At 71.1% G+C, this 21,627-nt stretch carries 17 protein-coding genes and 2 tRNA genes; 8 read left to right on the top strand and 11 right to left on the bottom strand.

Going from position 1 to position 21,627, the window contains the following annotated elements; genetic code table 11:
• Position 1 precedes the first annotated feature (1 nt).
• The 5 genes from BLV39_RS35835 to BLV39_RS35815 form a co-directional block, all read right to left on the bottom strand.
• On the bottom strand, positions 2-1,324 hold the full coding sequence (locus tag BLV39_RS35835; protein ID WP_090802879.1) for an SDR family NAD(P)-dependent oxidoreductase: 1,323 nt from the start codon (positions 1,322-1,324) through the stop codon (positions 2-4).
• A 26-nt stretch (positions 1,325-1,350) separates the two neighbouring features.
• Positions 1,351-1,423, bottom strand: a tRNA-Trp gene (locus BLV39_RS35830).
• Between the two features lie 13 nt (positions 1,424-1,436).
• A tRNA-OTHER gene (locus tag BLV39_RS35825) sits at positions 1,437-1,510 on the bottom strand.
• A 62-nt stretch (positions 1,511-1,572) separates the two neighbouring features.
• The gene (locus BLV39_RS35820) at positions 1,573-2,877 is read right to left on the bottom strand and encodes a Kelch repeat-containing protein (protein ID WP_090802215.1); all 1,305 of its coding nucleotides are present in this window, start codon (positions 2,875-2,877) and stop codon (positions 1,573-1,575) included.
• Positions 2,864-3,382 (bottom strand): SigE family RNA polymerase sigma factor, encoded by a 519-nt coding sequence (locus BLV39_RS35815; RefSeq protein WP_090802213.1) that lies wholly within the window; start codon positions 3,380-3,382, stop codon positions 2,864-2,866. The genes BLV39_RS35820 and BLV39_RS35815 overlap by 14 nt, the downstream gene beginning before the upstream one ends.
• A gap of 132 nt (positions 3,383-3,514) precedes the next feature.
• On the opposite strand from BLV39_RS35815, the gene BLV39_RS35810 reads away from it, so the two are divergent.
• Both BLV39_RS35810 and BLV39_RS35805 read left to right on the top strand, forming a co-directional pair.
• Positions 3,515-3,865, top strand: a complete 351-nt coding sequence (locus tag BLV39_RS35810) for a DoxX family protein (RefSeq protein WP_090802210.1) — start codon at positions 3,515-3,517, stop codon at positions 3,863-3,865.
• Positions 3,866-3,901: 36 nt separating this feature from the next.
• A complete protein-coding gene (locus BLV39_RS35805) occupies positions 3,902-4,762 on the top strand; it encodes a TIGR04222 domain-containing membrane protein (RefSeq protein ID WP_176985244.1) in 861 nt (286 codons plus the stop codon).
• 151 nt (positions 4,763-4,913) lie between these two features.
• Here BLV39_RS35805 and BLV39_RS35800 read toward each other — a convergent pair whose 3' ends face one another.
• From BLV39_RS35800 to BLV39_RS35790, 3 genes are all read right to left on the bottom strand, one after another.
• Positions 4,914-5,558, bottom strand: coding sequence for an NADPH-dependent F420 reductase (locus tag BLV39_RS35800; protein WP_090802204.1), 645 nt, complete (start codon positions 5,556-5,558; stop codon positions 4,914-4,916).
• Positions 5,559-5,777: 219 nt separating this feature from the next.
• Positions 5,778-6,341: an RICIN domain-containing protein gene (locus tag BLV39_RS35795; protein ID WP_090802201.1), complete on the bottom strand. Its 564-nt coding sequence runs from the start codon at positions 6,339-6,341 to the stop codon at positions 5,778-5,780.
• A gap of 107 nt (positions 6,342-6,448) precedes the next feature.
• Positions 6,449-8,032 (bottom strand): phytoene desaturase family protein, encoded by a 1,584-nt coding sequence (locus BLV39_RS35790; protein WP_204082714.1) that lies wholly within the window; start codon positions 8,030-8,032, stop codon positions 6,449-6,451.
• 4 nt (positions 8,033-8,036) lie between these two features.
• Between BLV39_RS35790 and BLV39_RS35785 the strand changes: the two genes are divergently transcribed.
• The gene (locus BLV39_RS35785; RefSeq protein ID WP_090802195.1) at positions 8,037-8,726 is read left to right on the top strand and encodes a class I SAM-dependent methyltransferase; all 690 of its coding nucleotides are present in this window, start codon (positions 8,037-8,039) and stop codon (positions 8,724-8,726) included.
• Here the strand turns inward: BLV39_RS35785 and BLV39_RS35780 are convergent.
• A complete protein-coding gene (locus BLV39_RS35780; protein WP_090802192.1) occupies positions 8,723-11,095 on the bottom strand; it encodes a glycoside hydrolase family 3 protein in 2,373 nt (790 codons plus the stop codon). The two genes, BLV39_RS35785 and BLV39_RS35780, sit on opposite strands and share 4 nt — an antisense overlap.
• Positions 11,096-11,100: 5 nt before the next feature.
• Complete coding sequence (locus BLV39_RS35775; RefSeq protein WP_090802189.1) at positions 11,101-13,359, bottom strand: beta-glucosidase; 2,259 nt, start codon at positions 13,357-13,359, stop codon at positions 11,101-11,103.
• Between the two features lie 176 nt (positions 13,360-13,535).
• Between BLV39_RS35775 and BLV39_RS35770 the strand changes: the two genes are divergently transcribed.
• The 5 genes from BLV39_RS35770 to BLV39_RS35750 all read left to right on the top strand — a co-directional run bounded on the left by BLV39_RS35770 (position 13,536) and on the right by BLV39_RS35750 (position 20,177).
• Entirely contained in the window at positions 13,536-16,337 is a 2,802-nt protein-coding gene (locus tag BLV39_RS35770) for a family 78 glycoside hydrolase catalytic domain (protein ID WP_090802186.1), read from the top strand.
• Between the two features lie 90 nt (positions 16,338-16,427).
• Complete coding sequence (locus tag BLV39_RS35765) at positions 16,428-17,753, top strand: ABC transporter substrate-binding protein (protein ID WP_090802182.1); 1,326 nt, start codon at positions 16,428-16,430, stop codon at positions 17,751-17,753.
• A gap of 59 nt (positions 17,754-17,812) precedes the next feature.
• Positions 17,813-18,736: a carbohydrate ABC transporter permease gene (locus tag BLV39_RS35760; protein ID WP_090802180.1), complete on the top strand. Its 924-nt coding sequence runs from the start codon at positions 17,813-17,815 to the stop codon at positions 18,734-18,736.
• Positions 18,733-19,575, top strand: coding sequence for a carbohydrate ABC transporter permease (locus BLV39_RS35755; protein ID WP_090802177.1), 843 nt, complete (start codon positions 18,733-18,735; stop codon positions 19,573-19,575). The genes BLV39_RS35760 and BLV39_RS35755 overlap by 4 nt, the downstream gene beginning before the upstream one ends.
• A gap of 56 nt (positions 19,576-19,631) precedes the next feature.
• The gene (locus BLV39_RS35750; RefSeq protein ID WP_090802174.1) at positions 19,632-20,177 is read left to right on the top strand and encodes a GNAT family N-acetyltransferase; all 546 of its coding nucleotides are present in this window, start codon (positions 19,632-19,634) and stop codon (positions 20,175-20,177) included.
• A 309-nt stretch (positions 20,178-20,486) separates the two neighbouring features.
• On the opposite strand, the gene BLV39_RS35745 is transcribed toward BLV39_RS35750, so the two are convergent.
• Complete coding sequence (locus BLV39_RS35745; protein WP_090802171.1) at positions 20,487-21,512, bottom strand: LacI family DNA-binding transcriptional regulator; 1,026 nt, start codon at positions 21,510-21,512, stop codon at positions 20,487-20,489.
• Positions 21,513-21,627 lie beyond the last annotated feature (115 nt).

Raw genomic sequence — 21,627 nt, 5'->3', positions numbered from 1 at the left:
CCTACCACGGCACGACGGCGTAGTTCTTCAGCAGCACGCCGTGCAAGGGTGCTCCGGACTCACCGCTGATGATCGGGTGGTAGATCCGCGCTGCCGCGTCCACCACGTCCAGTGGCGGTCGCCAGCCGGAGGAGGCGCGACGCGCCTTGATGTCGGCCGGGTTCTCGTCGGTGACCCATCCTGTGTCGACACCGCACATGTACACCCGGTGTCGCGCCAGGTCGGCCGCGCCGACCCGGGTCAGCATGTTGAGCGCCGCCTTGCTGACGGAGGTGTGCGGGTGGCGCTCGGGGCCGGGGCCGTTCTCGCCGAACCAGCCCTCGCGGCCGTTCACGTTCACCACGTAGCTCGGGCCGGCTTTGCTCAGTGCCCCGCGGAGCCGGTCGACCAGCAGGAACGGGGCCACGACGTTGACGAGCTGTACTTCCAGCAGTTCCACCGGGTCGATCTCGCCGATCCGGGCCGTCCAGGAGTTCGCGGAGCCGCGGACCACCAACGCGCCGGTGGCGTCGGTGTCGCCCGCCAGCGCCGAACCCGCCGTTTCAAGCGCCGCCTGCCATTCGGGTGGAGCCGCACCGGGTCGGTAGCCGGTCACGGTCTCGACCGCGCCGACCGCCAGGAGCTCCGTCGCCACGAGCGGCTGGAACGCCCAGAGCGGCCGCCGTACCGTCTGGGCCGCGTTGTTGATCAAAATGTCCAGGCCGCCCTCGGCCAACCGCTCGGCAAGGTCCAGCACCTGGCGCGGGTCACGCAGGTCGGCACCGATGATTCGCAGTGCCGGCAGCCAGGTCGCGGCATCCCGCTCCTGCGCGTACCGGCGCGCGGCGTCCGCCGGGAAGCGCGTCACCACCGTGACCGCCGCGCCGTCACGCAGCAACTTCAGGGCCACCTGATAACCGATCTTGACCCGACCACCGGTCACCACCGCACGCCGGCCACGCAGATCGGCTCTGGCATCGCGGTGCTGGCGGTGAAGGTCAGCACAGCTCGGGCAAAGCGCGTGGTAGAACGCGTCGACGTCGCGGAATCGGCCGAAGCAGGCATAGCAACGCCGCTCCCGGCGCGTCCGGCCGCGATCGACCGGCTCGGCGGCGGGGACCGGTTCGCCGTCGGCCCGGTCCGCCGCACCAGTGGCCGCCGTGGCAACTACCGCCCGGTCGGCGGCCGAGGTCTGTCGCCGGCGGTTGGCTCGCCGCTGCCGCTGGGCATCCTTGACCAGGCCGTCGACCGCACGCTGGACGCGCAGCCGGGCAGGATCGTCGACGGGCAGCTCGCGAACCTCACCGAGCGCCCGCAGCAGGGCCTCGAGCTCGTCACCGTTCATCGCCTTGTTCACCTCTGCGCCTGGGGGTGGCCGGGCCGGACTCGAACCGGCGTCCTCCGCATTTGGAGTGCGGCGCGTCAACCACTGCGCTACCGGCCACCACGCGAGGGGTAAGGCCCGACCGGACTCGAACCGGCATCCTCCGCCTAGTGGAATGCGGCGCGACCACCCCTGCGCTACAGGCCCTACCTTGCGGCGATCGTACCGAAAATGATCAATGGGCTGTCAACGACGTTTCTGCGCGGGGTTCAGCTTCCGTAGCTGAGGCCGGCGCTCTCGGGCGGGCCGAGCTCTCCCCAGATCAACAGGTGCGTTCCGGTCCAGACCATCGAAGCGCTCTCGGCGGGTGCCCGCGGCGCGTCCGGGATTGTGGTCCAGCGGTCCGCGCCGGGATCCCAGACGGCTCCCGCACCCGCGTTGTCGAAAGAGATGACAGCCGCGCCGGTCCAGACGTATTGGCCGTTCCGGTCGTCGATCGGGCCGTGGGTCATGGTTCGCCATCGCCCGTCGGCCGGGTCGAGGCGGCTGCCGCGGAGGTTGACGACGATGGGGCCAGAGCCTGGCCGGTACGGGAAAGCGGCCGGGACGATGATCTCCCGCCCCGTCCAGAGGGGCTGGCGCGCACCAGCCGGAGCATCGCCGGTCAGCTCGGGCGTGGACCACGTATCGGTCCGGGTGTCGAAGCGGAACAGATCAACGGCGTAGTTCGTGTGGATGGTGTTCGGGGACGTGTGCACCCGGTGCGCCCACGGCGCCCACACGTAGACCTGGTCGCCCGTGACCACCGGCACGAGATAGTCCACGGGGTGGTCGGGCGGCGCCGGCAACGCGGGCAGCGACCGCCACCGCGAGGTAGCGGGGTCGTAGGCGGCCGCGTCGACCAGGGCGCGTCCGTCCTCGGACCGTCCGCCGAGGACCAGCACCTCGCGTCCGGTCCAGAGCGCTGTCGCATCTGTGCGCGGGGACAGCGGCGACGTCGGCAGGAGCCGCCAGATCCGCGCCGCCGGGTCGTAGACAGCGCCGTCCGCAGTGGTGTCGCCCCCACCCCAGACGAACAACACGGCGCCGGTCCACGTGTACGCCATGCCGAAGCGGGCCGTCAGCGGCGCCGGCGGGAGGACCGTCCACCGCTGATCCGAAGGCCGGTAGGCGGCCCCGTCGGCGCGCGCCGAGTCCGCCACTCGGCCGCCCCAGACAAGCATCTCGGTGCCGGTCCAGGCCGTCGCCGCGTCCGACCGCCCGGGGATCGGCGCTGACGGCAACCTGCTCCAACGCCCGGCTGCCAGCGCGATCGCCGTGCCCGGACCGGTCGCCGGATATCCCTGCCAGGAAGGGGCAACCGATCGCTCCGCCGGCCCCCGGTCCAGGACCGCCTGCGGCACCGCGACGGCGGCCGCCACCGCTAGGACGACCGCGCAGGCGACCGTTTGACGCCGCCGGCGAGATCGGCGCGCCCGCCCGATCAGGTCAGCGACCGGTGGGACGATCTGCTCCCCTGCCCCGCGCTCGGCCACCGTGACCAGCAGAGCGCGTACCGACTCAGCCTCGTTCACGACCCGACACCCCCTCGATGTGGACGACCGCGCGCAATGCCGCCAGGCCGCGGCTGGCCCGGCTCTTCACCGTGCCCGGCGAGCAGCCGAGCACTTCGGCGATCTCCGCCTCGGACCGTTCCTCGAAATAGCGCATCACCAGCACGGCCCGTTGCGCCCACGGCAGTGACGCCAATGCCTGGCGTACGACCTCGGCCGTGTCCACATCCGGCGCGTGGTCGCCGATCGGCCGGTCCGGCAGCCATTGCGTCGGTACCTCCGCCCGCCACCGGCGCCGCCACCACCGCGATGCCAGGCGCACCATGGTCGTGCGGGTGTAGGCCTCCGCGTTGGCGACGCGATCGAGCCGGTCCCAGGACCGGAACACCGCCAGCAGGGCCCGTTGCACGAGATCCTCCGCGTGCCCGCGGTCGCCGGTGAGCAGCACCGCCGTGCGGACCAGGTCGGCATAGCGCAGCGCGACGAACTCGGCGAACTCCCGTTCCCGGTCCGACCGTGCAGCCATGGTGACCCCCTCACCGGATAAGAGGACCGGCCATCGTTGGGTGGTTCCATGCTTGTTGTGACTCGGGTCACGACGCGGCACATCCGTCGGGGCTGTGCCGTCCTCTGTGGGACCACACCCGGAGGAGAACCCATGTTCGGCGCCTACGTCACCGTCACCATTCTCGCCTCGGTCTTCACCGCGATCGCCGCCGTCACCTACTTCGCCGGCCACGACTATCCCAAGGCGCAGCTCGACATGAAGCGCCTGCCACACAGCTGGATGCCGATGCTGGGCGCGTTCCTCGCGGCGGGTTCCGTCGGGCTGCTGGCCGGGTTCGCGGTGCCGCTGCTGGGGATCCTCGCCTCGATCGGCCTCGTCCTGTACTTCGTCGGCGCGCTCGTCGCCCACCTGCGCGTCGGGTCCCGCAACCTCGTCGGGTGGGGCGTCTTCTTCATTACCGTGGTGGCCGCCCTTGTTGTGAACATCGCTCACAACGGCTGAAGCGGCGGCGTGCGCCGGCACCGCACAATGACGGTCGTGTCTTTGTGGAACTCCGGCGGCGCCTACTTCCTTTCCCTCTACGTCGCCCTGGCCGGCGCTGCCCTCGTGGTCGCGCTGGCGGCCCGGGCGGTGGTGTGGCTCTGGCCCGGCGGCGACCCGGGCCGCCGAACACCCGGCGCCGTCGACCTCGCCTATCTGAACGGCGGGTTCCACCTCGCGACGCTCACCTGCGCGGTCGGCCTGCACCGCAAGGGCGCCATCAACCTCGGACCCGCGTCAGTCCTCGACGTGACGGGTCCACTCCCCACAGGCGCGCCGCCGCTGATGGTCGCCATCCATGCTCGGCTGCGGGAACCGTCGAGCTGGCCACGGGCACTGGCCGACCGGGACGTACGGGCCGCGGCCGCCGCCCTGCACCTCAAGCTCGCCCGGCGCGGGCTGCTCTCCTCACCCGAGCGGCGGCGCTGGTTCCAGGTGACCACCGTCCCGCTCTGGTTGGCCGCGGCGTTCGGCGTCCTCCGGCTGCTCTCGCTGGTCGGCAACCGCGCCGAGGCGGCCCGCGGCGCCACCGCCGGCATCCTGGTGGTGGTCGGTACCTGCGCGGTCGTCGGCTGGCTGCTGTTGAAGGCCCCATGGCCGACCCTGGCAGGTCGGCAGGCGTTGCGGGCAGCGGCGAAACGCGTCGACGACGCCGAGAGGCACGGAGGCGAGCCGAACGCGCGGGAGCTGATGTGGGCCGTAGCGGTCCGCGGCTCGGGCGAGCTGTTGACCGCGCGCGCCCAGACGCGTGCGGCGGATGCGCGTTTCGCCGAGGCGGTCGGCGTCCACTGGGTCCCGGCGAACCGGGCACGGAAGTTCAGCTGGGAGTACGACGACTGGACTCCCGCTCAGCGATAGAGCCGCCGGTGGGGGCACCGATGACCGCGACACCGTGCTGCGCCACCGCTAGCCCCCCTCTACCGCGACGGACTGATCCGCGACCTCGACGCCGCGTACGCCGAGGTCGGCCCGCGGCTCGGCGGGCACCTCACCCGCGGCTGCGTCGAGGTCAGGCGCGTTCGGCGCGCGCGAGGTTGGCCGTGAGCTCCTCGACGGTTTGCGGAGCCACCGTGTAGGCGGGATCGTCGTCGCGGTCGAAGCGCCAGCTTGTGTCGAGGTCTCCTGAGCTCACGGTGTCGTACCCGAGCTCGTCGTAGAACGCGGTGATGAACGCGACCGCTTCCGGGTAGTCGCTCGCCGTCGCGAGCGCACGGCGGTCGGACGCGCCCTTGGGCCTGCCATCGGTGGTGATGTCCGGCGCCAGGATGAGGTTGAACCCCTTGACGACCTTGCTGGCGGGCAGGTGCTCCTGCAGCAGGCCGGAGACGGTCGCCGTGCCGTCGTCGATCGCCTCGATGGGGCCGTCGCGGTCGGCGTCGTAGTTGTTGGTATCAATCACGATCTTGCCGGCGAGCTGATCGACGGGCACCTGCGAATAGTTCTTGAGCGGCACGGCGACCACGGCGAAGTCCCCGGCCGCGGCCGCTTCGCGTGCGGACGCGGCCCGAGCGGACGGGCCGAGCTCCCGTACCAGCCCGGCGAGCGTCTCGGGACCACGCGAGTTGCTGATCACGACGTCATACCCGTGCCGCACCGCCTCGCGGGCGAGCTGACTGCCGATCTGTCCCGCACCGATCATCGCGATTGTCGTCATGTCGAATCCTCACAGCATGGAACGCCAGCCGCATGGTCCACATCGGACGGGCGGCGGGCCGCCGAACCGGAGCAATCATTCACTGTATCGCGATCGCGTTCCCATGTCCGGCATTCTCGGAATCGCAGCTGAGGATCGACGCAGGCAAGGTCCCGCTCGGCGCGCCCGACCGCACCGGCCCCCTGATGTCCGGAGGTCGGTCGGTCAGGTGCGTCGCCGTCAGTACCAGCGCTGGTTGTTGAGACCGTTGCAGTTCCAGGTGGTCACCATCGTGCCGTTGCCGGAGTCGCCGTTGAAGACGTCGAGGCAGCGTCGTGAGTGGAAGCTGACGAACCGGTAGCTCGACGCGAAGCCGTCGTAGACCGTGTATGCCTGTCCCGCGCCGTGCTGTTCCCAGTACATTCCCGGATCTGACCACCCGCACGGCCAGATCACCGCCGCGAACCCGGCGCCCCGGTCGGTCAGGCAGAGCGCCGTGTTCGACGCGAGACGCATGAAGTAGACGCCGTCGCTCGTGCAGTCCATGTACCACTTCTGCCGGTTGTCGTTGTTGTAGTCCCAGATGTACGTGGTGGAGTTTTGCGCCCACGGATCGCTGACCGCGAGGACCTTCCGGGTCCCGCTGTCGGCGACAGCGTCGACGCCGGCCCACCAGTAGGGACCGCGCAGCGGGTCGTTGTCGTTGCACACCGCGGCCGCGGCCGCGGGGGTGGCGGCGAAAGCCGTCAAGCCGGCGGCTACCAAGGTGGCGGCCAGTAACGTTCCTAGGATTCGACGGATCATGCAGGCACTCCTTGTCCACGTGGCTGAGAGTTCGACTAGCTGATCCTGTCGGAGGCCGCTTTCTGACGGCTTTTTCAGCTTCCGTAGCTCACGCCCGCGGACTCGCCTCAGCGGTAGAGGCGGCGGTGGAGTGCGCCGACGACCGCCGCGTACGCCGGACCCGCGGCACCGTTGCGGGCCAGCGCCGCGTGGGCCGCGTTGGAGCCGGGGCCGCCGTGCACTCCCCCGCCCGGATGCGCCGACGAGCCGGCCAGGTAGAGCCGGTCGATCGGCGTGTCAGCGCGGCCCAGCCCCGGCACCGGCCGGAAGAAAAGCTGCTGGTGCAACGCAGAGGTGCCCCCGTTGATGGCACCGCCGAACAGGCTCGGGTTGCCGTGCTCCAGATCGCCCGGTAGCTGCACGTGCCGCCCGAGGATCGACGAGCGGAACCCGGGCGCGTGGCGTTCGATCAGGTCCTCCATGAGCTCCGCCTGCGCCTGGAGACGGTCGACATCGCCGGCCGCCTGTTGCGGCACGTGGGTGTACGCCCACAGCGACTCCGTGCCCGCCGGCGACCGGCTGGGGTCGGACGTCGTCATCTGTCCGATCAGGACGAACGGCTCGGAGGGCACCTCACCCCGCGCCAACGCGGCGCCGTACGCCGTCAACCCGGCCAGGGAGCCCAGGTGAACCGTCCCGGCTCCGCGCGCGCCAGCAGCCGTCCAGGGCACCGGCGCCGACAGCGCCCAGTCCACCTTGATCGTGCTGTTGTCCCACTGGAACCCCCGCAGGTGCCGGGTGAATCCGGCCGGCAGCGCGTCCAGCCCGACCAGCTCCGAGTAGAGGAAGGGCGCCGGCACGTCGGCCAGCACCGCCCGTCGCGCCCGCACGTGTTCGCCGTGCACGTCCTCGACACCGACCGCGGTCCCGCGGGCATGCAAGACGCGAGCGACCGGCCGGCCGTACTCGACGGTGCCCCCACGGGCCGACAACCGGCGCAGCAGCGCCGAGACCAGTTGTCCCGCGCCACCGACCGGCACCGGGAATCCGATGGATTGGCCGAGCATGGCCAACAGCCACCCGTAGAGAGCGCTGCCCGCCTGCTCCGGACCCAGGTCGGTGTGCAACGCGCCGCCCGCGAACAACAGCCGGGCGCCCTCGCCGTGGAACCTCTCCCGGCCGAACTCGCGGACCGGCAACACGGAGAACCGGGCGAAGTCCAGCGCACCGGCCGGGCCGAGCCGGGCCGCCAGGCGCGCGCCCGCGCGTACCGGCGGGAACGGTCGCAGAATCGCCTCCAGGAACGGGGAGCCAACACGCTCCCAGCGCCGCACCTCGGCGGTCCACGCCTCCGCGTCGCGCTCGTCGAACGCCGCCAACGAGGCCGCGGTCGAGTCCACGTCGCGGGACAGCACCGCGCACCGGTCGTCGGGCAGCACGTGCGCGAGCACGGCCGGCGCGTGATGCCAGGCCAGCCCGTGTGACTCCAGGTCGAGCTCGCGCAACACCGGCGACGCGGCACCCAGCGGATAGAACGCGCTGTAGACGTCGTGGTGGAAGCCGGGCACGGTCAGCTCGGCGGTCCGCACGGCTCCCCCGGCCGTGTCGGTGGCCTCCAGAACCAGCACCTCCCACCCGGCGTCCGCCAGCAGGTTGGCAGCCACCAGGCCGTTGTGCCCCGCACCGATCACCACCGCGTCGACCGTTCGCACCGCCATGCGCCCTCCCGCTGTGACCTTCCCTGAACCTACCCACCATTACCCTGTCCGGGTGACGGACACCTGGCTGGCGGACACCCGAACCTCGTACGACACGGTCGCCGTGAGTTACGCCGAGCACATGATCGGCTCTCTCGACGGCGCCCCGTACCTACGGGCGGCCCTCGCGCTCTTCGCCGACCTGGTGGACCGGGCCGGCGGCGGACCCGTCGCGGACGTGGGCTGCGGACCCGGCCACGTCACCGCGCACCTGGCCGGCCTGGGCGTCGACGCGTTCGGCATCGACCTGTCGCCGGCGATGGTCGAGGTGGCCCGGCGGGACCATCCGGGCCTGCGGTTCGAGGTGGGCACGATGACCGCCCTCGACCTCCCCGACGCCGACCTGGCCGGGCTGCTCGCCTTCTGGTCGCTGGTGCACGTGCCGGAGCCCGAGGTGCCCGCGATCCTGCGCGAGTTCCACCGGGTGGTGCGCCCCGGCGGCCCGGTGCTCCTCGGCTTCCACGTCGGTGACCGCGCGAAGCACAAGACCGAGGGCTACGGCGGACACCCCATGAACGTGTACGTGTACCGCCGCCCCCTGGCCCGCGTCAGCGGCTGGCTGCGTGACGCGGGCTTCACGGTCGAGGCCGAAATGCTGCTCGAACCCGACGACCCACCGCCGGGCGGCATCCTGATCGCGCGGGCCTAGATGTCGAGGGTGGCGCGGACGTCGCCGAGGCCCCGCGTGACGAGGAGCCGCCCACCGGCCAACATGGTCCATCCGCCGGTCGCGGTGTCCCAGCGCCGCCAGAGCCGGCTGTCGCACGGCACCGTGACCGGCACCGACGCGCCCGGCTCCGCCTGCACCGCCCACCAACCCACGAGCCGTACCGGCTGGTCCTCTTCGGACGGTGCGAAGTACACCTGGACCACTTCGCGGCTCGCCCGCGAACCGGTGTTCGTCACGGTGACGTGGACGGTCGTCCCCGACCAGGACGCGTCGGCGTACGCCCAGCGGCTGTAGCCCAGGCCGTGCCCCATCCAGAACGCGGGCGACGGCGCCCGGCCGGCGTGATGGCCCCGATAGCCGACGAACGTGCCCTCCGTGTACGGCAGCTTCCCGGCGACCGGCGTCACCGACCAGGCCGGGCTCGCCTCGTCCGCCGCCGGGAAGGTGGTGACCAGCCTCCCGGTCGGCTCGATGTCGCCGAGCAACGTGGCCGCGACCGCGTGACCGCCCTCCTGCCCGGGCAGCCCGATCCAGAGGACCGCGGCGACCTCGTCCAGCCACGGCATCAGCACCGGTGTCGCGGCGTTGACCACCACCACGGTCCGCCGGGCCGCCCGCGCGACGGCGAAGACCAGGTCGTCCTGCCGCCCCGGCAGCCGCAACGTGTGCTTGTCGACCGCCTCCGTCTCCTCCTCCTCGGTGAGGCCGACGACCACCACCGCGACGTCGGCCGCTGCCGCCGCGGCGACCGCGGTGGCGATTACCTCGTCGGGGTCGGCCGGCGCCGGCCGGGCAACGACGCCGTAGCGGCCGACTCCACCCATGGGTCCGTCGCCGGCGCGCAGCGTGAGCGAGCCGGTCAGCAGGTCACCGGGCGCGGCGGTGAGCACGCCGGTCGCCGACGGTGGCGCCAGGATCTCCGCGCCGATGCCGCCGGGCGGCACCGTGAGCTCGTACGCCAGGCTCTGGTCACCGACCCGCAACTGCCACGAGCCCGCACCGATCGCGCCCACCTCGACGGGGCCGCCGGCCACGAACCGGCCGGTGAAGGACACCGTGGCGACCTGCCCAGCCAGCCCGTCGTCGAAGCCGACCACCGTCGACGTCGCGGACAGGCGGGTGTCGAGCACCGTCCCGTCGGCGGCGAACAGCGTCCACCGCACGTCGGTCAGGAACCCGGGCCGGGCGGGCACCGCGCGCGACCTGACCTCCACTCCGTCGGCCACGGTCAAGGTCGCCGTTTCGCCGAGCGCAGCGGTCAGCCCCTCGGCGATGCTGACCTGATAGGGCGGGTTGACCTGGGCCGAGCCTCCGCCCATGCAGATCGTCTCGACGGCGTGCCGGCCCACCAGGGCGATGCTGCCGCCGCGGGCCAACGGCAGCGCGTCGTCGCGGTTGGTCAGCACGGTCATCCCGGCCGCCGCGAGCCGGATCAACTGCGCACGCCGGGCCGGGCTGTCCGGCGCGGGCAGCGCGGCCGGCCAGGTGCGCGGCGTGCCCAGCGCACCGACCCGGTCGGCCAACAGCAGCAACCGCGCGACGTGCTCGTCGACGACCGCCTCGGGCACCTCGCCGGCGGCGACGGCCGCCACGAGTGCGTCCCCCCAAGGCCCGGAGGGACCGGGCATCACCAGGTCGAGACCGCCGTTGGCGGCGGGTGCGGCGCTCTTGGTGGCGAACCAGTCCGAGACCACGAGCCCGGTGTACGCCCACTCACCCTTGAGGATCTCGTTGATCACGTGGTCGTGCTCGGTCGCCGGCACGCCGTTGACGTCGTTGTAGGCGGCCATCACGGACCAGGCGTCCGCCTCCGCCACGGCGATCTCGAACGGCAGCAGGTAGAGCTCGCGCAGCGTCGCCTCGTCGACCACGCTGTCGACGGTGGTGCGGTCGGTCTCGGACTCGTTGGCGACCAGGTGCTTGAGGCAGGCGCCGACCCCGCTGTCCTGCATGCCGCGGACGTACGCCGCCGCAAGCTTGCCGGTCAGCAGCGGGTCCTCGGAGAACGCCTCGAACAGCCGGCCGCCGAGTGGTGAGCGGTGCAGGTTGATCGTCGGGCCGAGGACCACGTGGATCCGCTGTGCCATCGCCTCCTCGGCCAGCAGCCGACCGACCTCGTACATGGCTTCCGAGCTCCACGCGGAGGCGAGCAGGGTGGCGTTGGGGAACAGCGTCACCACCGGGCCGCCGGAGAACCTCAGGCCGCGTACACCGGTGGGTCCGTCGGACATGCGCAGTTCGCCGAGGCCGATCGCCGGAGCCGGCGCGAGCGTGAAGACGCTCGCGCCGGTCAGCAGCCGAACCTTGTCCGCGAGGTCGAGCGACTCGGCCAGGGATCGATAGTCCATGACCGTCAGCGTAGGACGAAGCGGTCGGTGAGAGCGGTGTCGAACGATCCGCCGACGGTAACGGTGTACCGGCCCTTCGACGTGGTCCACCGGCCGTCCCAGTGCTGGAGCAGGTGCAGGTCGGCCAGGTCGGCCGCGCTCAGCCTGAGCTCGACGGTGGTGGAGCGGCCCGGTGCCAGGGTGACCCGTTGCCAGCCGAGCAGCCGCTTGGCGGGCTCGCCCGCCGACGCCGGCAACTCCACATAGGCCTGCGCGGTCTCGGTGCCGGTCCGCTGACCGGTGTTCGTCAGCTTGAAGCGGACCCGAAGACCGTCCTTCCCGCGCTCGACCCGCAGGTCGCGGTACGCGAACGAGGTGTACGAGAGCCCGTGCCCGAATGGGAACAGCGGCTCCACGTCCTGCGCCGCGTACCAGCGGTACCCGACCTGGAGGCCCTCGCCGTAGTTCACCTGTCGCGGGTCCGTGTTGCCCGGCGGGCGCACCACGGAGCCGTCGGCGAACACGCCGGGATAGCGGTCCGGGTGTCCGGCGGTGGGCAGGTCGGCCTCGGCGCGTGGGAACGAGTGGGTCAGCTTCCCGCTCGGCGCGGCGTCGCCGAACAGCAACGCGGCGGTCGCGGGGCCGACCTGCTCGCCGGCGTACCAGACCTCCAGCACGCCCTTGACGTCGTCGAGCCACGGCATCAGCACGGGTCCGCCGGTCTGGAGCACGACGACCGTGTTCGGGTTGGCCGCCGCCACCGCCGCGATGAGGGCGTCGCCGTTGCCGTCGAGCGCGATGTTCGGCCGGTCCGCGAACTCGCCCTCCTGGTAGTAGCCGAACACGACCGCGACGTCGGCCGCGGCGGCCGTCTGCGCCGCGACGGTCAGGTCGCTGCCGGACGCGTACGTGACGGTGCCGGGGGCACGGGCGGTGATCGCGTCGAGCGGCGCCGCCGCGCTGCACGGGATGTTCGGCGCGGTGTGCAGGCAGACGCTGGACGCGTCGATGTCGCCGGTCGCGGCCGTGTTGACGGCGGTCGGTCCGATCACCGCGATCCGCTCAGCGCCCGAGGTCAGGGGCAGCACGTCGCCGGCGTTCTTGAGCAGCACCGAGCCACGTTCGGCCAAGGTCCGCGCCAGGGCGACGCTGCCCGGGGTCGAGACGTCGGCGTCGGGCGCGGCGATCCGCGGCACGTCGAACAGCCCGGCCGCGATGTGCGCGCGGACGATCCGGTACGCGGCCTCGTCGACGTCGGCGACGCGCAACGTACCCGCGGAGATCAGGTCCTTGATCGCCATCGGGGTCCAGTAGCGCCAGGCGTTGAGCTCCTGGTCGAGGCCGGCGCGCAGGGACGGCGGGTTGTCGGTCAGCCCGTGCCGGCCGCCGAAGTCGGTGACCGTCCAGCCGTCGAAACCGATCTCCCGCTTGAGGATCTGGTCGAGCAGGAGCTTGCTGCCGCACGACCACTCGTGGTTGACCTGGTTGAACGCGCACATCACGCCGCCGACGTCGCCGCGGTCGATGGCGATCTCGTACGGCAGTGTGTAGAGCTCCCGCAAGGTCCGCGGGTCCACGTTGGACGAGCTGTTGTTGCGGTCGATCTCCTGCTCGTTGGCGACGTAGTGCTTCAGCACCGACTCGACCGGCTCGGCGGGGTTGGCGCCGACGCCCCGGCTGTACGCGGCCGCCATCAGCCCGGAGAGCACGGGGTCCTCGCCGAGGTACTCGGAGGTGCGCCCGCTGCGCGGGTCACGGCCGCTGGCGATGCCCGGCCCGAGCAGCACGTTGCGCTGCTTGCGCCACGCCTCGTGGCCCATCGCGACGCCCTTCTCGCGGGCCAGCGCGGTGTCCCACGACGCCGAGAGCGAGACGTTGGCCGGGAACACCGTGACGCCCGCACCGGCCCCGGCGATCGCCGACGGTGCGTCGCTGTACTGGATCGTCGGCGTGCAGGCCACCTGCGCCGGCATGGTGAAGGTGATCGGGGTGAACTGGTCGGCCGGCACCTCGCGGGGTCGGGCGGTGGTGAACGTGGTCTGCGCCGGGTTGTTGGCCGACTGCTCGTCGAGCCAGCGCAGCTTCTGGTCGAGAGTCGACGCCGCCAGCAGGGCGCGGGCGCGTTGCTCGGGTGACTTGTGCCGGTTCATCCAGGGCACGCGGGCGCAGTCGGCCTCGGCCGCGGCTCCGGTGGGCACGCTCACGAACTGCACGGCCGGCAGTGCGAGCAGGGCGGCCAGCGTCAGCGCCAGGCGGCGCCGCGCGATGGGTAAGCGGATGTGCATCGTCAGCCTCCGGAGGACGGATGGGGCTTTGAACGATTCAACCGCCCGCCAGGTTAGGAGCACAGCGGTCGATGGGTCAACCCCGGGCCTCGCGAAAAGTGAGGGGTTGACGACCCGAGCGCGAGGGCTGGAAGATGAGAGGCTTGAATCGATTCACAGAGCCACTGGGAGCCCCCATGGTCCGCACTGCCGCACCCACCCCCGTCCGCTTCGCACACCGGACCGACGACGGCACCGTCCTCGCCGTGCCGAGCCGGACCCCGAGCCTGTCCTGGCAGATCCCCGAGGCGCCGGCGGAGTTCGCGGCCGTCGCCTACGAGCTCGAGACCACCGTCGACGGTGACTCGCCGCAGACCCACCTGGTCGACTCCCCCGAGCAGGTTCTCGTGCCGTGGCCCGCGGCCCCGATCGCGTCCCGGCAGCGGGTCACGGTCCGGGTCCGGGTCCGCGACACCGCCGGCGAGTGGACCGACTGGAGCCCGGCCGCCCACGCCGAGGGCGGGCTCTTCGACCAGGGCGACTGGACCGCCCGGTTCGTCAGCCCGCGCACCCTGGGCGCCCCCGACCAGCCCGCGCCGCTGCTGCGCGGGCGCCTCGACGTGCCCGGCGAGATCACCAGGGCCCGGCTCTACGTGACCAGCCACGGACTGCACCGCGCGGAGCTCAACGGGCAGCGGGTCGGCGACGACGAGCTGGCACCCGGCTGGACGAGCTACCCGCACCGGCTGCGCTATCGCGCGTACGACGTCACGGGTCTGCTGAAGAGCGGTGCCAACACGCTCGACGTGGCGCTCGGCAACGGCTGGTTCCGCGGGCGGCTCGGCTGGCGCGGCGGCCGTGCGCTCTACGGCGAGCGCCTGGCCCTGCTGGCCCAGCTCGAGGTGACCACCGCGGACGGCCGGACGCACACCCTCGCCACTGACGAGAGCTGGACGGCCGGCGAGACGGACGTGCTGGCCAACGACAACTACGACGGCCAGCGCACCGACCTGCGCCGACCCGCCCGCCCGGCGGACACCACCGACGCGGTCGACGTGCTCGACGCCGACCTCGGCCGGCTGGTCGCGCCCGAGGGCCCGCCGGTGCGGGTCACCGAGGTGCTGCCGGCGGTCGCCGTCTCCACCTCGCCGTCCGGTCGTACCCTGGTCGATTTCGGTCAGAACCTGGTCGGCTGGGTCCGCCTGCGGGTCCGCGACCTGGGGGCCGGCAAAGAGGTGACGATCCGCCACGCCGAGGTGTTGGAGAACGGCGAGCTCGGCGTGCGCCCGCTCAAGACCGCCAAGGCGACCGACACGTACGTCCTCGCCGGCCCCGACGAGGTGACCCTGGAGCCGGTGTTCACGTTCCACGGCTTCCGCTACGCGGAAATCAGCGGCGTCGACTCGCTCGAAGCGACCGACATCGAGGCCGTCGTCGTCGGCACCGACCTGCGCCGGACCGGCTGGTTCGAGTCGTCGCACCCGCTGCTCAACCGGTTCCACGACAACGTGGTGTGGAGCGCCCGGGGCAACTTCCTGGACGTGCCGACCGACTGCCCGCAGCGCGACGAGCGGCTCGGCTGGACCGGCGACATCCAGGTGTTCGCGCCGACGGCGACGTTCCTCTTCGACGCGGCCGGCTTCCTCACGAACTGGCTCGCCGACCTCGCCGCTGAGCAGTACCCGGACGGCTCGGTGCCGTTCGTGATCCCGGACGTGCTGCGCACCGAACGCCCGGCGGCGGCGGCCTGGGGTGACGCCGCGACGATCGTGCCCTGGGTGATCTACCAGCGCACCGGCGACGCCGGCGTGCTCGAGAAGCAGTTCCCCAGCATGCGCGCCTGGGTCGACCGGCTCGCCGGGCTGGCCGGCAAGGACTGCCTGTGGACGGGCGGCTTCCAGTTCGGCGACTGGCTCGACCCGACCGCACCACCGGAGGCGCCGGCCGCCGCGAAGGCCGACCCCGACGTCATCGCCACCGCGCACCTGGCCCGCTCGGCCGAGCTCGTCGCGTGGGCCGCCGCCGTGCTGGGTGACCACGACACCGAACAGCACTACGCCGACCTGGCCGCGCGGACCCGGGAGGCGTTCGCCCGCGAGTACGTCACCGCCGGCGGCCGGGTGATCAGCGACGCGCCGACCGTGTACGCGCTGGCGTTGGAGTGGGCGCTGCTGCCCGGCGAGCGGGAGCGGGCCGGTGCCGGCCGGCGGCTGGCCGACCTGGTGCGTACCTCCGGCTTCCGGATCAGCACCGGTTTCGTCGGCACCCCGCTGATCGCGGACGCGCTGACCTCGGCCGGCGCGGTCGACGTCGCGCACCGGCTGCTCATGCAGACCGGCGTGCCGTCGTGGCTCTACGCGGTCACGATGGACGCGACGACGGTCTGGGAGCGCTGGGACAGCATGCTGCCGGACGGTCGGATCAACCCGGGCGAGATGACCTCCTTCAACCACTACGCCCTGGGTGCGGTGGCGGACTGGCTGCACCGCGCGGTCGCCGGTCTGGCACCGGCCGCGCCGGGCTACCGGAAGATCACCGTGCGGCCGCTGCCCGGTCCCGTGCTGAGCTCGGCCGCCGCCCGGCATCTCACGCCGTACGGCGAGGCGGCGGTGGGATGGCAGAGGGCGGACGGCCGGTTCACGCTGACCGTGCGGCTGCCGGTGGGCAGCAGGGCGACCGTCCACCTGCCGGACGGCAGCGACCCGGTCGAGGTCGGGCACGGCAGTCACGAGTTCGAGTGCGCCGACCCGTACCCCCGCGATCAGGAACTGGCTGGTGACCCGACGGTCCGTGACGTGCTCGACCACGAGCCCACCTGGGCGGCGGTCCTGGCACTGGCGGCGGAGTTCGAGGTCACGGGCGACGACCGGGACGCGGCCGGCCGCACGTTGCCCTATCTGGACGCGCCCGCGATCGAGGTCGCGGAGGCGCTCGCACCGGCCGGGCTCGCACCCCGGGCCGAGGCGTTCCGTGACCGGTTGGCCGCGCTGCTGGCTTAGCACACGAGGGGGTTGACCGCGATGGATGCTCCCGTTAATGTCTGGTTACTTCAACTGAAACGATTCATACACCCCTCTCGGAGGTAGGCCATGTTCGACGTCCCGCCGCGGCGCCTGCTGGCGTGCGCGGCCGCCGTGGTCAGCGCCGTCGCGCTCACCGCGTGCAGTGCCGGGAGCCTCGGCTCCAGCGAGGAAGGCGGCAAGACCGCCATCTCGCTCCTGGTTGACAACGCGGAAGCGACCGTCAAGACGGCCGAGCAGGTCGTCAAGGACTTCACCGCGAAGAACCCGGACATCACCGTCAAGGTCGAGACCCGGCCGCAGGGCACCGAGGGTGACAACATCGTCAAGACCCGGCTGTCCACCGGCGACATGAGCGACGTCTTCTTCTACAACTCCGGATCGCTGTTCCAGGCCCTCAAGCCCGAGCAGAACCTGGTCTCCCTCGACGACCAGTCCTACGCCGGCCAACTCGACGAGAACTTCAAGACCACGGTGAGCGCGGGCGGCAAGCTCTACGGCTCCCCGTTCGGCACCTTCATGGGCGGCGCGGTCCTCTACAACCGCAAGGTGTACGAGCGGCTGGGCCTGCAGGTGCCCAAGACCTGGTCCGAGTTCATGGCCAACAACGCGAAGATCAAGGCGGACGGCAAGGTCGCGCCGGTCATCCAGACGTACCAGGAGACCTGGACCTCGCAACTGTTCATCCTCGGCGACTTCCACAACATCTCGGCGGCCGACCCGGGCTGGGCCGACAAGTACACGAAGAACCAGGCCAAGTACGCGACGACCCCGGCGGCGCTGGAGGGCTTCCAGCACCTCCAGGACGTGCACGACGCCGGCTACCTCAACAAGGACTTCGCCTCGGCCAAGTACGAGGACGGCCAGCGGATGCTCGCCCTCGGCGAGGGCGCGCACTACCCGATGCTGACGGCGGCCATCGCCAACATCGCGATCAACAACGCGGACAAGGTCAACGACATCGGTCTGTTCGCGCTCCCCGGCGACGACGCGGCGTCCAACGGCCTGACCGTGTGGGCACCCGCCGGCGCCTACATCCCGACCTCGACGAGCGGCGCCAAGCTCGACGCGGCCAAGAAGCTGCTCGCCTTCATCGCCAGCCCCGACGGCTGCACCTCGCAGGCCAAGGCCACCCCGCCGACCGGCCCGTTCGCGGTCGAGGGTTGTGACCTGCCGGCCGACGTGCCACAGTCGATCAAGGACATGCAGCCCTACATCGACAAGCCGGGTGGGTCCAGCCTGGCGCTGGAGTTCCTCTCCCCGGTGAAGGGTCCGTCGCTCGAGCAGATCTGCGTCGAGGTGGGTTCCGGCATCCGCAAGGCACCGGACGGTGCCGCGCTGTACGACCGGGACGTCGAGAAGCAGGCCCAACAGCTCGGTCTGCCGGGCTGGTAGGGATGTGACGCCGCGCGATCCCCTGTGATCGCGCGGCGTCCGCGACGAGAGGCCGTGCGATGACGACGATCGAGGCTCAACGCGCGCACCACGGAGAAGGGACCGAGCTGCCGGCGCGACGCAAGCGCAAACGCAGCCCGTACCCCTCCTGGTTCTATCTGCCCGCCGCGCTCATCTACGGCGTGCTCTTCCTGGTGCCGACGTTCGCGTCGTTCTACTTCAGCCTGACCCGCTGGACGATCTTCGACTCGCACTTCATCGGCTTCGAGAACTTCGTCAACTTCTTCCGCGAGCCGGCGCTGGTCTCGGGCCTGACCCACACCCTGGTCTACGCGGTGGTCACGTCCAGCCTGAAGGTCGTACTCGGCCTGCTCCTGGCCGTGTTGCTGACCTCGCAGATCATCGGCCGGGGCTACCTGCGCTCGGTCGTCTTCTTCCCCGTGCTGGTCAGCACCATCGGCGTGGGGCTGACCTTCACGGTGCTGATGAACCCGGAACGCGGCCTGATCAACGAGTCGCTTGCGGCCATCGGTGTCCAGGGCCCGGGCTGGCTGACCGACCCTTCGTACGCGCTGCTCTCGGTGGCTCTGGTCGACGTCTGGAAGGGCGTGGGCTTAGCGACGCTCATCTTCATCGCGGGCATCGTCTCGATCCCGCAGGAGTACTTCGAGGCGGCCCGCGTCGACGGCGCCAGCGCGACGGCCAGCTTCTTCAAGATAGTGCTGCCGCTGGCCCGCCCGGCCACCGTCACGGTGGTCATCCTGTCGCTGATCGGCGGCCTGCGCTCGTTCGACCTGATCTGGGCGATGACGCGGGGCGGCCCAGGCTTCACGTCGGACGTGATCGCGTCGGTCATCTACAAGCAGTACCAGGCGGGGTTCTACGGCCTGTCCACCGCCGGCAACGTGATCCTATTCCTGGTCGTGACGGCCATCATCCTGCCGCTGTACTGGTTCCTGTCGCGCAAGGAGGTCGAGCTGTGACCGCTGCCCGTCGGCGTCCTCGGCGCAACTACTGGCTCAGCATCGTCGCGATCCCGGTGTCCATTGTGGTCTTCCTGGTGCCGTTCGCGTTCATCGTGCTGACCGCGGTCAAAGACCGGCAACAGGCGGCACTGCTGGACTTCTCTTGGCCGGAGAACTTCCAGGTGGTCCAGAACTTCGTGGACGTGGTCCGGGCCCGCGACTACATGCTCATCATCGCGTTCATCAACAGCACGATCCTGACGGTCGCGAGCGTGGCCATCATGGTGGTGCTGGCCGCGATGGTCGCCTATGTGTGGCAGCGCCGGAAGTCGAAGTGGAACATCCTGATCAACTTCCTGGTGCTGTCGGGCCTGATCATCCCGCCGGCGGTCGTACCCACCATCTGGGTCCTGCAAAAGCTCGGGCTGTTCCGCACCATGCCGGGCCTGATCCTGGTCGAGGTGGCGTTCGGCATCTCGTTCGCGATCCTGCTCTTCCGCGCCTTCATCGCGACGATCCCCCGAGAGCTCGACGAGGCCGCCATCATCGACGGCGCGTCCCCGTTCCGCCTGTTCTTCCGGGTCATCTTCCCGCTGCTGCGCTCGGTAGCGATCACGGTCATCGTGGTCCAGTCGGTCACGGTCTTCAACGACTTCGTGAACCCGCTGTACTTCCTGCCCGGCGACCAGAACGCCACGGTCCAGCTAACCCTCTACAACTTCTCGAGCCAGTTCACGTCCCAGTACAACCTGCTCTTCATGAACATCCTCCTGATCACCATCCCCCCGCTGGTCATGTTCCTGTTCTTCAACCGCAGGATCGTCGCGGGTATGACGAGCGGAGCGATCAAAGGCTGAATCTCGTGGGTTAATTCGGTTGGCAGCCTGTGATGCTCGTCGTTAGGTTGCGCGCCATGCCTCTTCGTGTCGAGCAGGTGCGTGACCACGACGCCATAGCTTCCGTTGTCCGCACCGCCTTTGGAGGTGCGCACGGCGACACCGTGGCTCTGCTCGTCGGTGCGCTGCGGCGCGACGACCCGGACGTGCTGTCGCTCGTGTGCGAGGAGGCGGACGAGGTCGTCGGGCACGTCATGTTCAGCCGAGGGCTGGTCGACGCGCCGCAGCGCCTTGTCCCTGTGCGCTCGCTGAGCCCGCTCTCGGTAGCGCCGCGGTGGCAACGCCGCGGGGTCGGCTCCGCCCTGATCCACGAGGGTCTGCGGCGGCTCGACGAGCGCGGCGTCCCGCTGGTGTTCCTGGAGGGCGACCCGGCCTACTACTCGCGCGCGGGCTTCACCCCGGCCGTCGACCACGGCTTCCGCAAGCCCTCGCTGCGGATCCCGGACGCGGCCTTCCAGGTTCTGAAGCTGTCCGCCTACGAGCCCTGGATGACGGGGACGTTCGTCTACTCCAGCGCCTTCTGGGAGTTCGACTGCGTCGGCCGGCGCGAAGAGACCACATAGGCAGCGGAGTTCTCGCCTGCCGCGACCGAGGCCGGCGACAGCTCGCGCGGGCCGGCCCGGGCGCGTTGTTCCAGCGTTGCAATCAGTGTCCCGTCGACGTCGCGCGCCGACGATGTGCCCGTCCTGGGCGTGTACATGCGAAAGCATGTGGCGACATGCTTTCGCATGTACGGCCCGCGAGAGCGGGCCTACCACGGGCGTGACCACATCGGGAGGTCCCACGACGGGCCTGGCGAGCGGAGCGCAGCGCAGCGGTCCCTCGCGGGAGGAACGGTCCGGACCACCGCGGACCCGAGTAAGAAAGCTTGGTTATCGGGTTCGGCGGCGTTTGCGTTCGCTGGATTGACGAACGGCTAGCTCCGGCTGGAAGACGACGTGGCGGTGTTCGTGGTGTTCCGGGTCCGTGGACTCCTCCAGGAGGAGCTGCGCGGCGGTGCGGCCGAGCTGCTCCCGGGGCTGGCGCACCGACGAGAGCGGCACGGCCGCGCCCGCCGCGAACTCGATGTCGTCGTAGCCCACCAGGGCGATGTCGTCCGGCACCCGCAGCCCGTGTGCCGTCAGCGCCTGGAGCACCCCCAGCGCGACCAGGTCGTTGGCGCAGAAGATGGCCGTCGGGCGGCGGGTCGTGGGTAGCCCGACGATCTCGTCGGCGGCCTGGCGGCCGGCGGAGACCGAGAGCATCGGGGTCTCGACCACCAGCGGGGCCGGCAGCCCCTGCTCCGCCAGGGCCGCCTCGGCGCCGGTGCGTCGGTCGGTGACCTGGCGCAGGGCCATCGGGCCGCCGACGAAGGCGATCCGGCGGTGACCGCGCTCGGCCAGGTGCTCCGCCGCGATGCGGCCGCCGAGGACGTCGTCGACCGCCACCGAGCACTGGTTGGCCAGGCCGGCGCCGCGGTCGACCAGGACCACCGGGATGCCGCGCGTGACAATGCGGTCCAGCCGGGGCTGCTTGCCGTCGCTGACCGGGGTGACCAGGATGCCCTGGACCCGTTGCTCCTCCAGGACGTCCAGGTGCCGGTGTTCGCGGGCCGCGTCGCCGCCGCTGTTGCAGACGACCACCATGCCGCCGGCTCCTTCGACGATCGACTCCGCGCCGCGGACCACGTCGGTGAAGAACGGGTTCGACACATCGAGGACGACGATCGCCACCGTGCGGCTGCGGCCGGCGCGGAGCTGCCGGGCCGAGTCGTTGCGGACGAAGCCGAGCTCTTCGATCGCTTCCTGCACGCGCTTGCGGGTCTGCGGTGACACGATGTCGGGGCGGTTGAGCACGTTGCTCACCGTGCCGAGCGACACGCCAGCCCGCTGCGCGACCTCCTTGATGCTCGCCGCCATGGTGGATCAGCGTACGCGACCTTCTGAAACGTCTCATACCTTGACTCCCCCGTGCGGGGACGGATATCTTCGATTCGTTCCATGAAACGTTTCACAAAGAGGCCGCGCACGGAGG

This window comes from Asanoa ishikariensis (assembly GCF_900107455.1).
In the GTDB taxonomy this organism is placed as follows: Bacteria; Actinomycetota; Actinomycetes; order Mycobacteriales; family Micromonosporaceae; genus Asanoa; species Asanoa ishikariensis.
This window is presented reverse-complemented; position numbering and strand designations above follow the sequence as displayed.

What these genes read in the sequence shown, in the direction of transcription:
- BLV39_RS35775 (WP_090802189.1), bottom strand. Translation starts at nt 13,359, where the DNA reads ATGCACATCCGCTTACCCATCGCGCGGCGCCGCCTGGCGCTGACGCTG.
- BLV39_RS35815 (WP_090802213.1), bottom strand. Translation starts at nt 3,382, where the DNA reads ATGGCTGCACGGTCGGACCGGGAACGGGAGTTCGCCGAGTTCGTCGCG.
- BLV39_RS35745 (WP_090802171.1), bottom strand. Translation starts at nt 21,512, where the DNA reads ATGGCGGCGAGCATCAAGGAGGTCGCGCAGCGGGCTGGCGTGTCGCTC.
- BLV39_RS35785 (WP_090802195.1), top strand. Translation starts at nt 8,037, where the DNA reads ATGCGCCCTCCCGCTGTGACCTTCCCTGAACCTACCCACCATTACCCT.
- BLV39_RS35765 (WP_090802182.1), top strand. Translation starts at nt 16,428, where the DNA reads ATGTTCGACGTCCCGCCGCGGCGCCTGCTGGCGTGCGCGGCCGCCGTG.
- BLV39_RS35770 (WP_090802186.1), top strand. Translation starts at nt 13,536, where the DNA reads ATGGTCCGCACTGCCGCACCCACCCCCGTCCGCTTCGCACACCGGACC.
- BLV39_RS35780 (WP_090802192.1), bottom strand. Translation starts at nt 11,095, where the DNA reads ATGGACTATCGATCCCTGGCCGAGTCGCTCGACCTCGCGGACAAGGTT.
- BLV39_RS35800 (WP_090802204.1), bottom strand. Translation starts at nt 5,558, where the DNA reads ATGACGACAATCGCGATGATCGGTGCGGGACAGATCGGCAGTCAGCTC.
- BLV39_RS35835 (WP_090802879.1), bottom strand. Translation starts at nt 1,324, where the DNA reads ATGAACGGTGACGAGCTCGAGGCCCTGCTGCGGGCGCTCGGTGAGGTT.
- BLV39_RS35750 (WP_090802174.1), top strand. Translation starts at nt 19,632, where the DNA reads ATGCCTCTTCGTGTCGAGCAGGTGCGTGACCACGACGCCATAGCTTCC.
- BLV39_RS35810 (WP_090802210.1), top strand. Translation starts at nt 3,515, where the DNA reads ATGTTCGGCGCCTACGTCACCGTCACCATTCTCGCCTCGGTCTTCACC.
- BLV39_RS35760 (WP_090802180.1), top strand. Translation starts at nt 17,813, where the DNA reads ATGACGACGATCGAGGCTCAACGCGCGCACCACGGAGAAGGGACCGAG.
- BLV39_RS35795 (WP_090802201.1), bottom strand. Translation starts at nt 6,341, where the DNA reads ATGATCCGTCGAATCCTAGGAACGTTACTGGCCGCCACCTTGGTAGCC.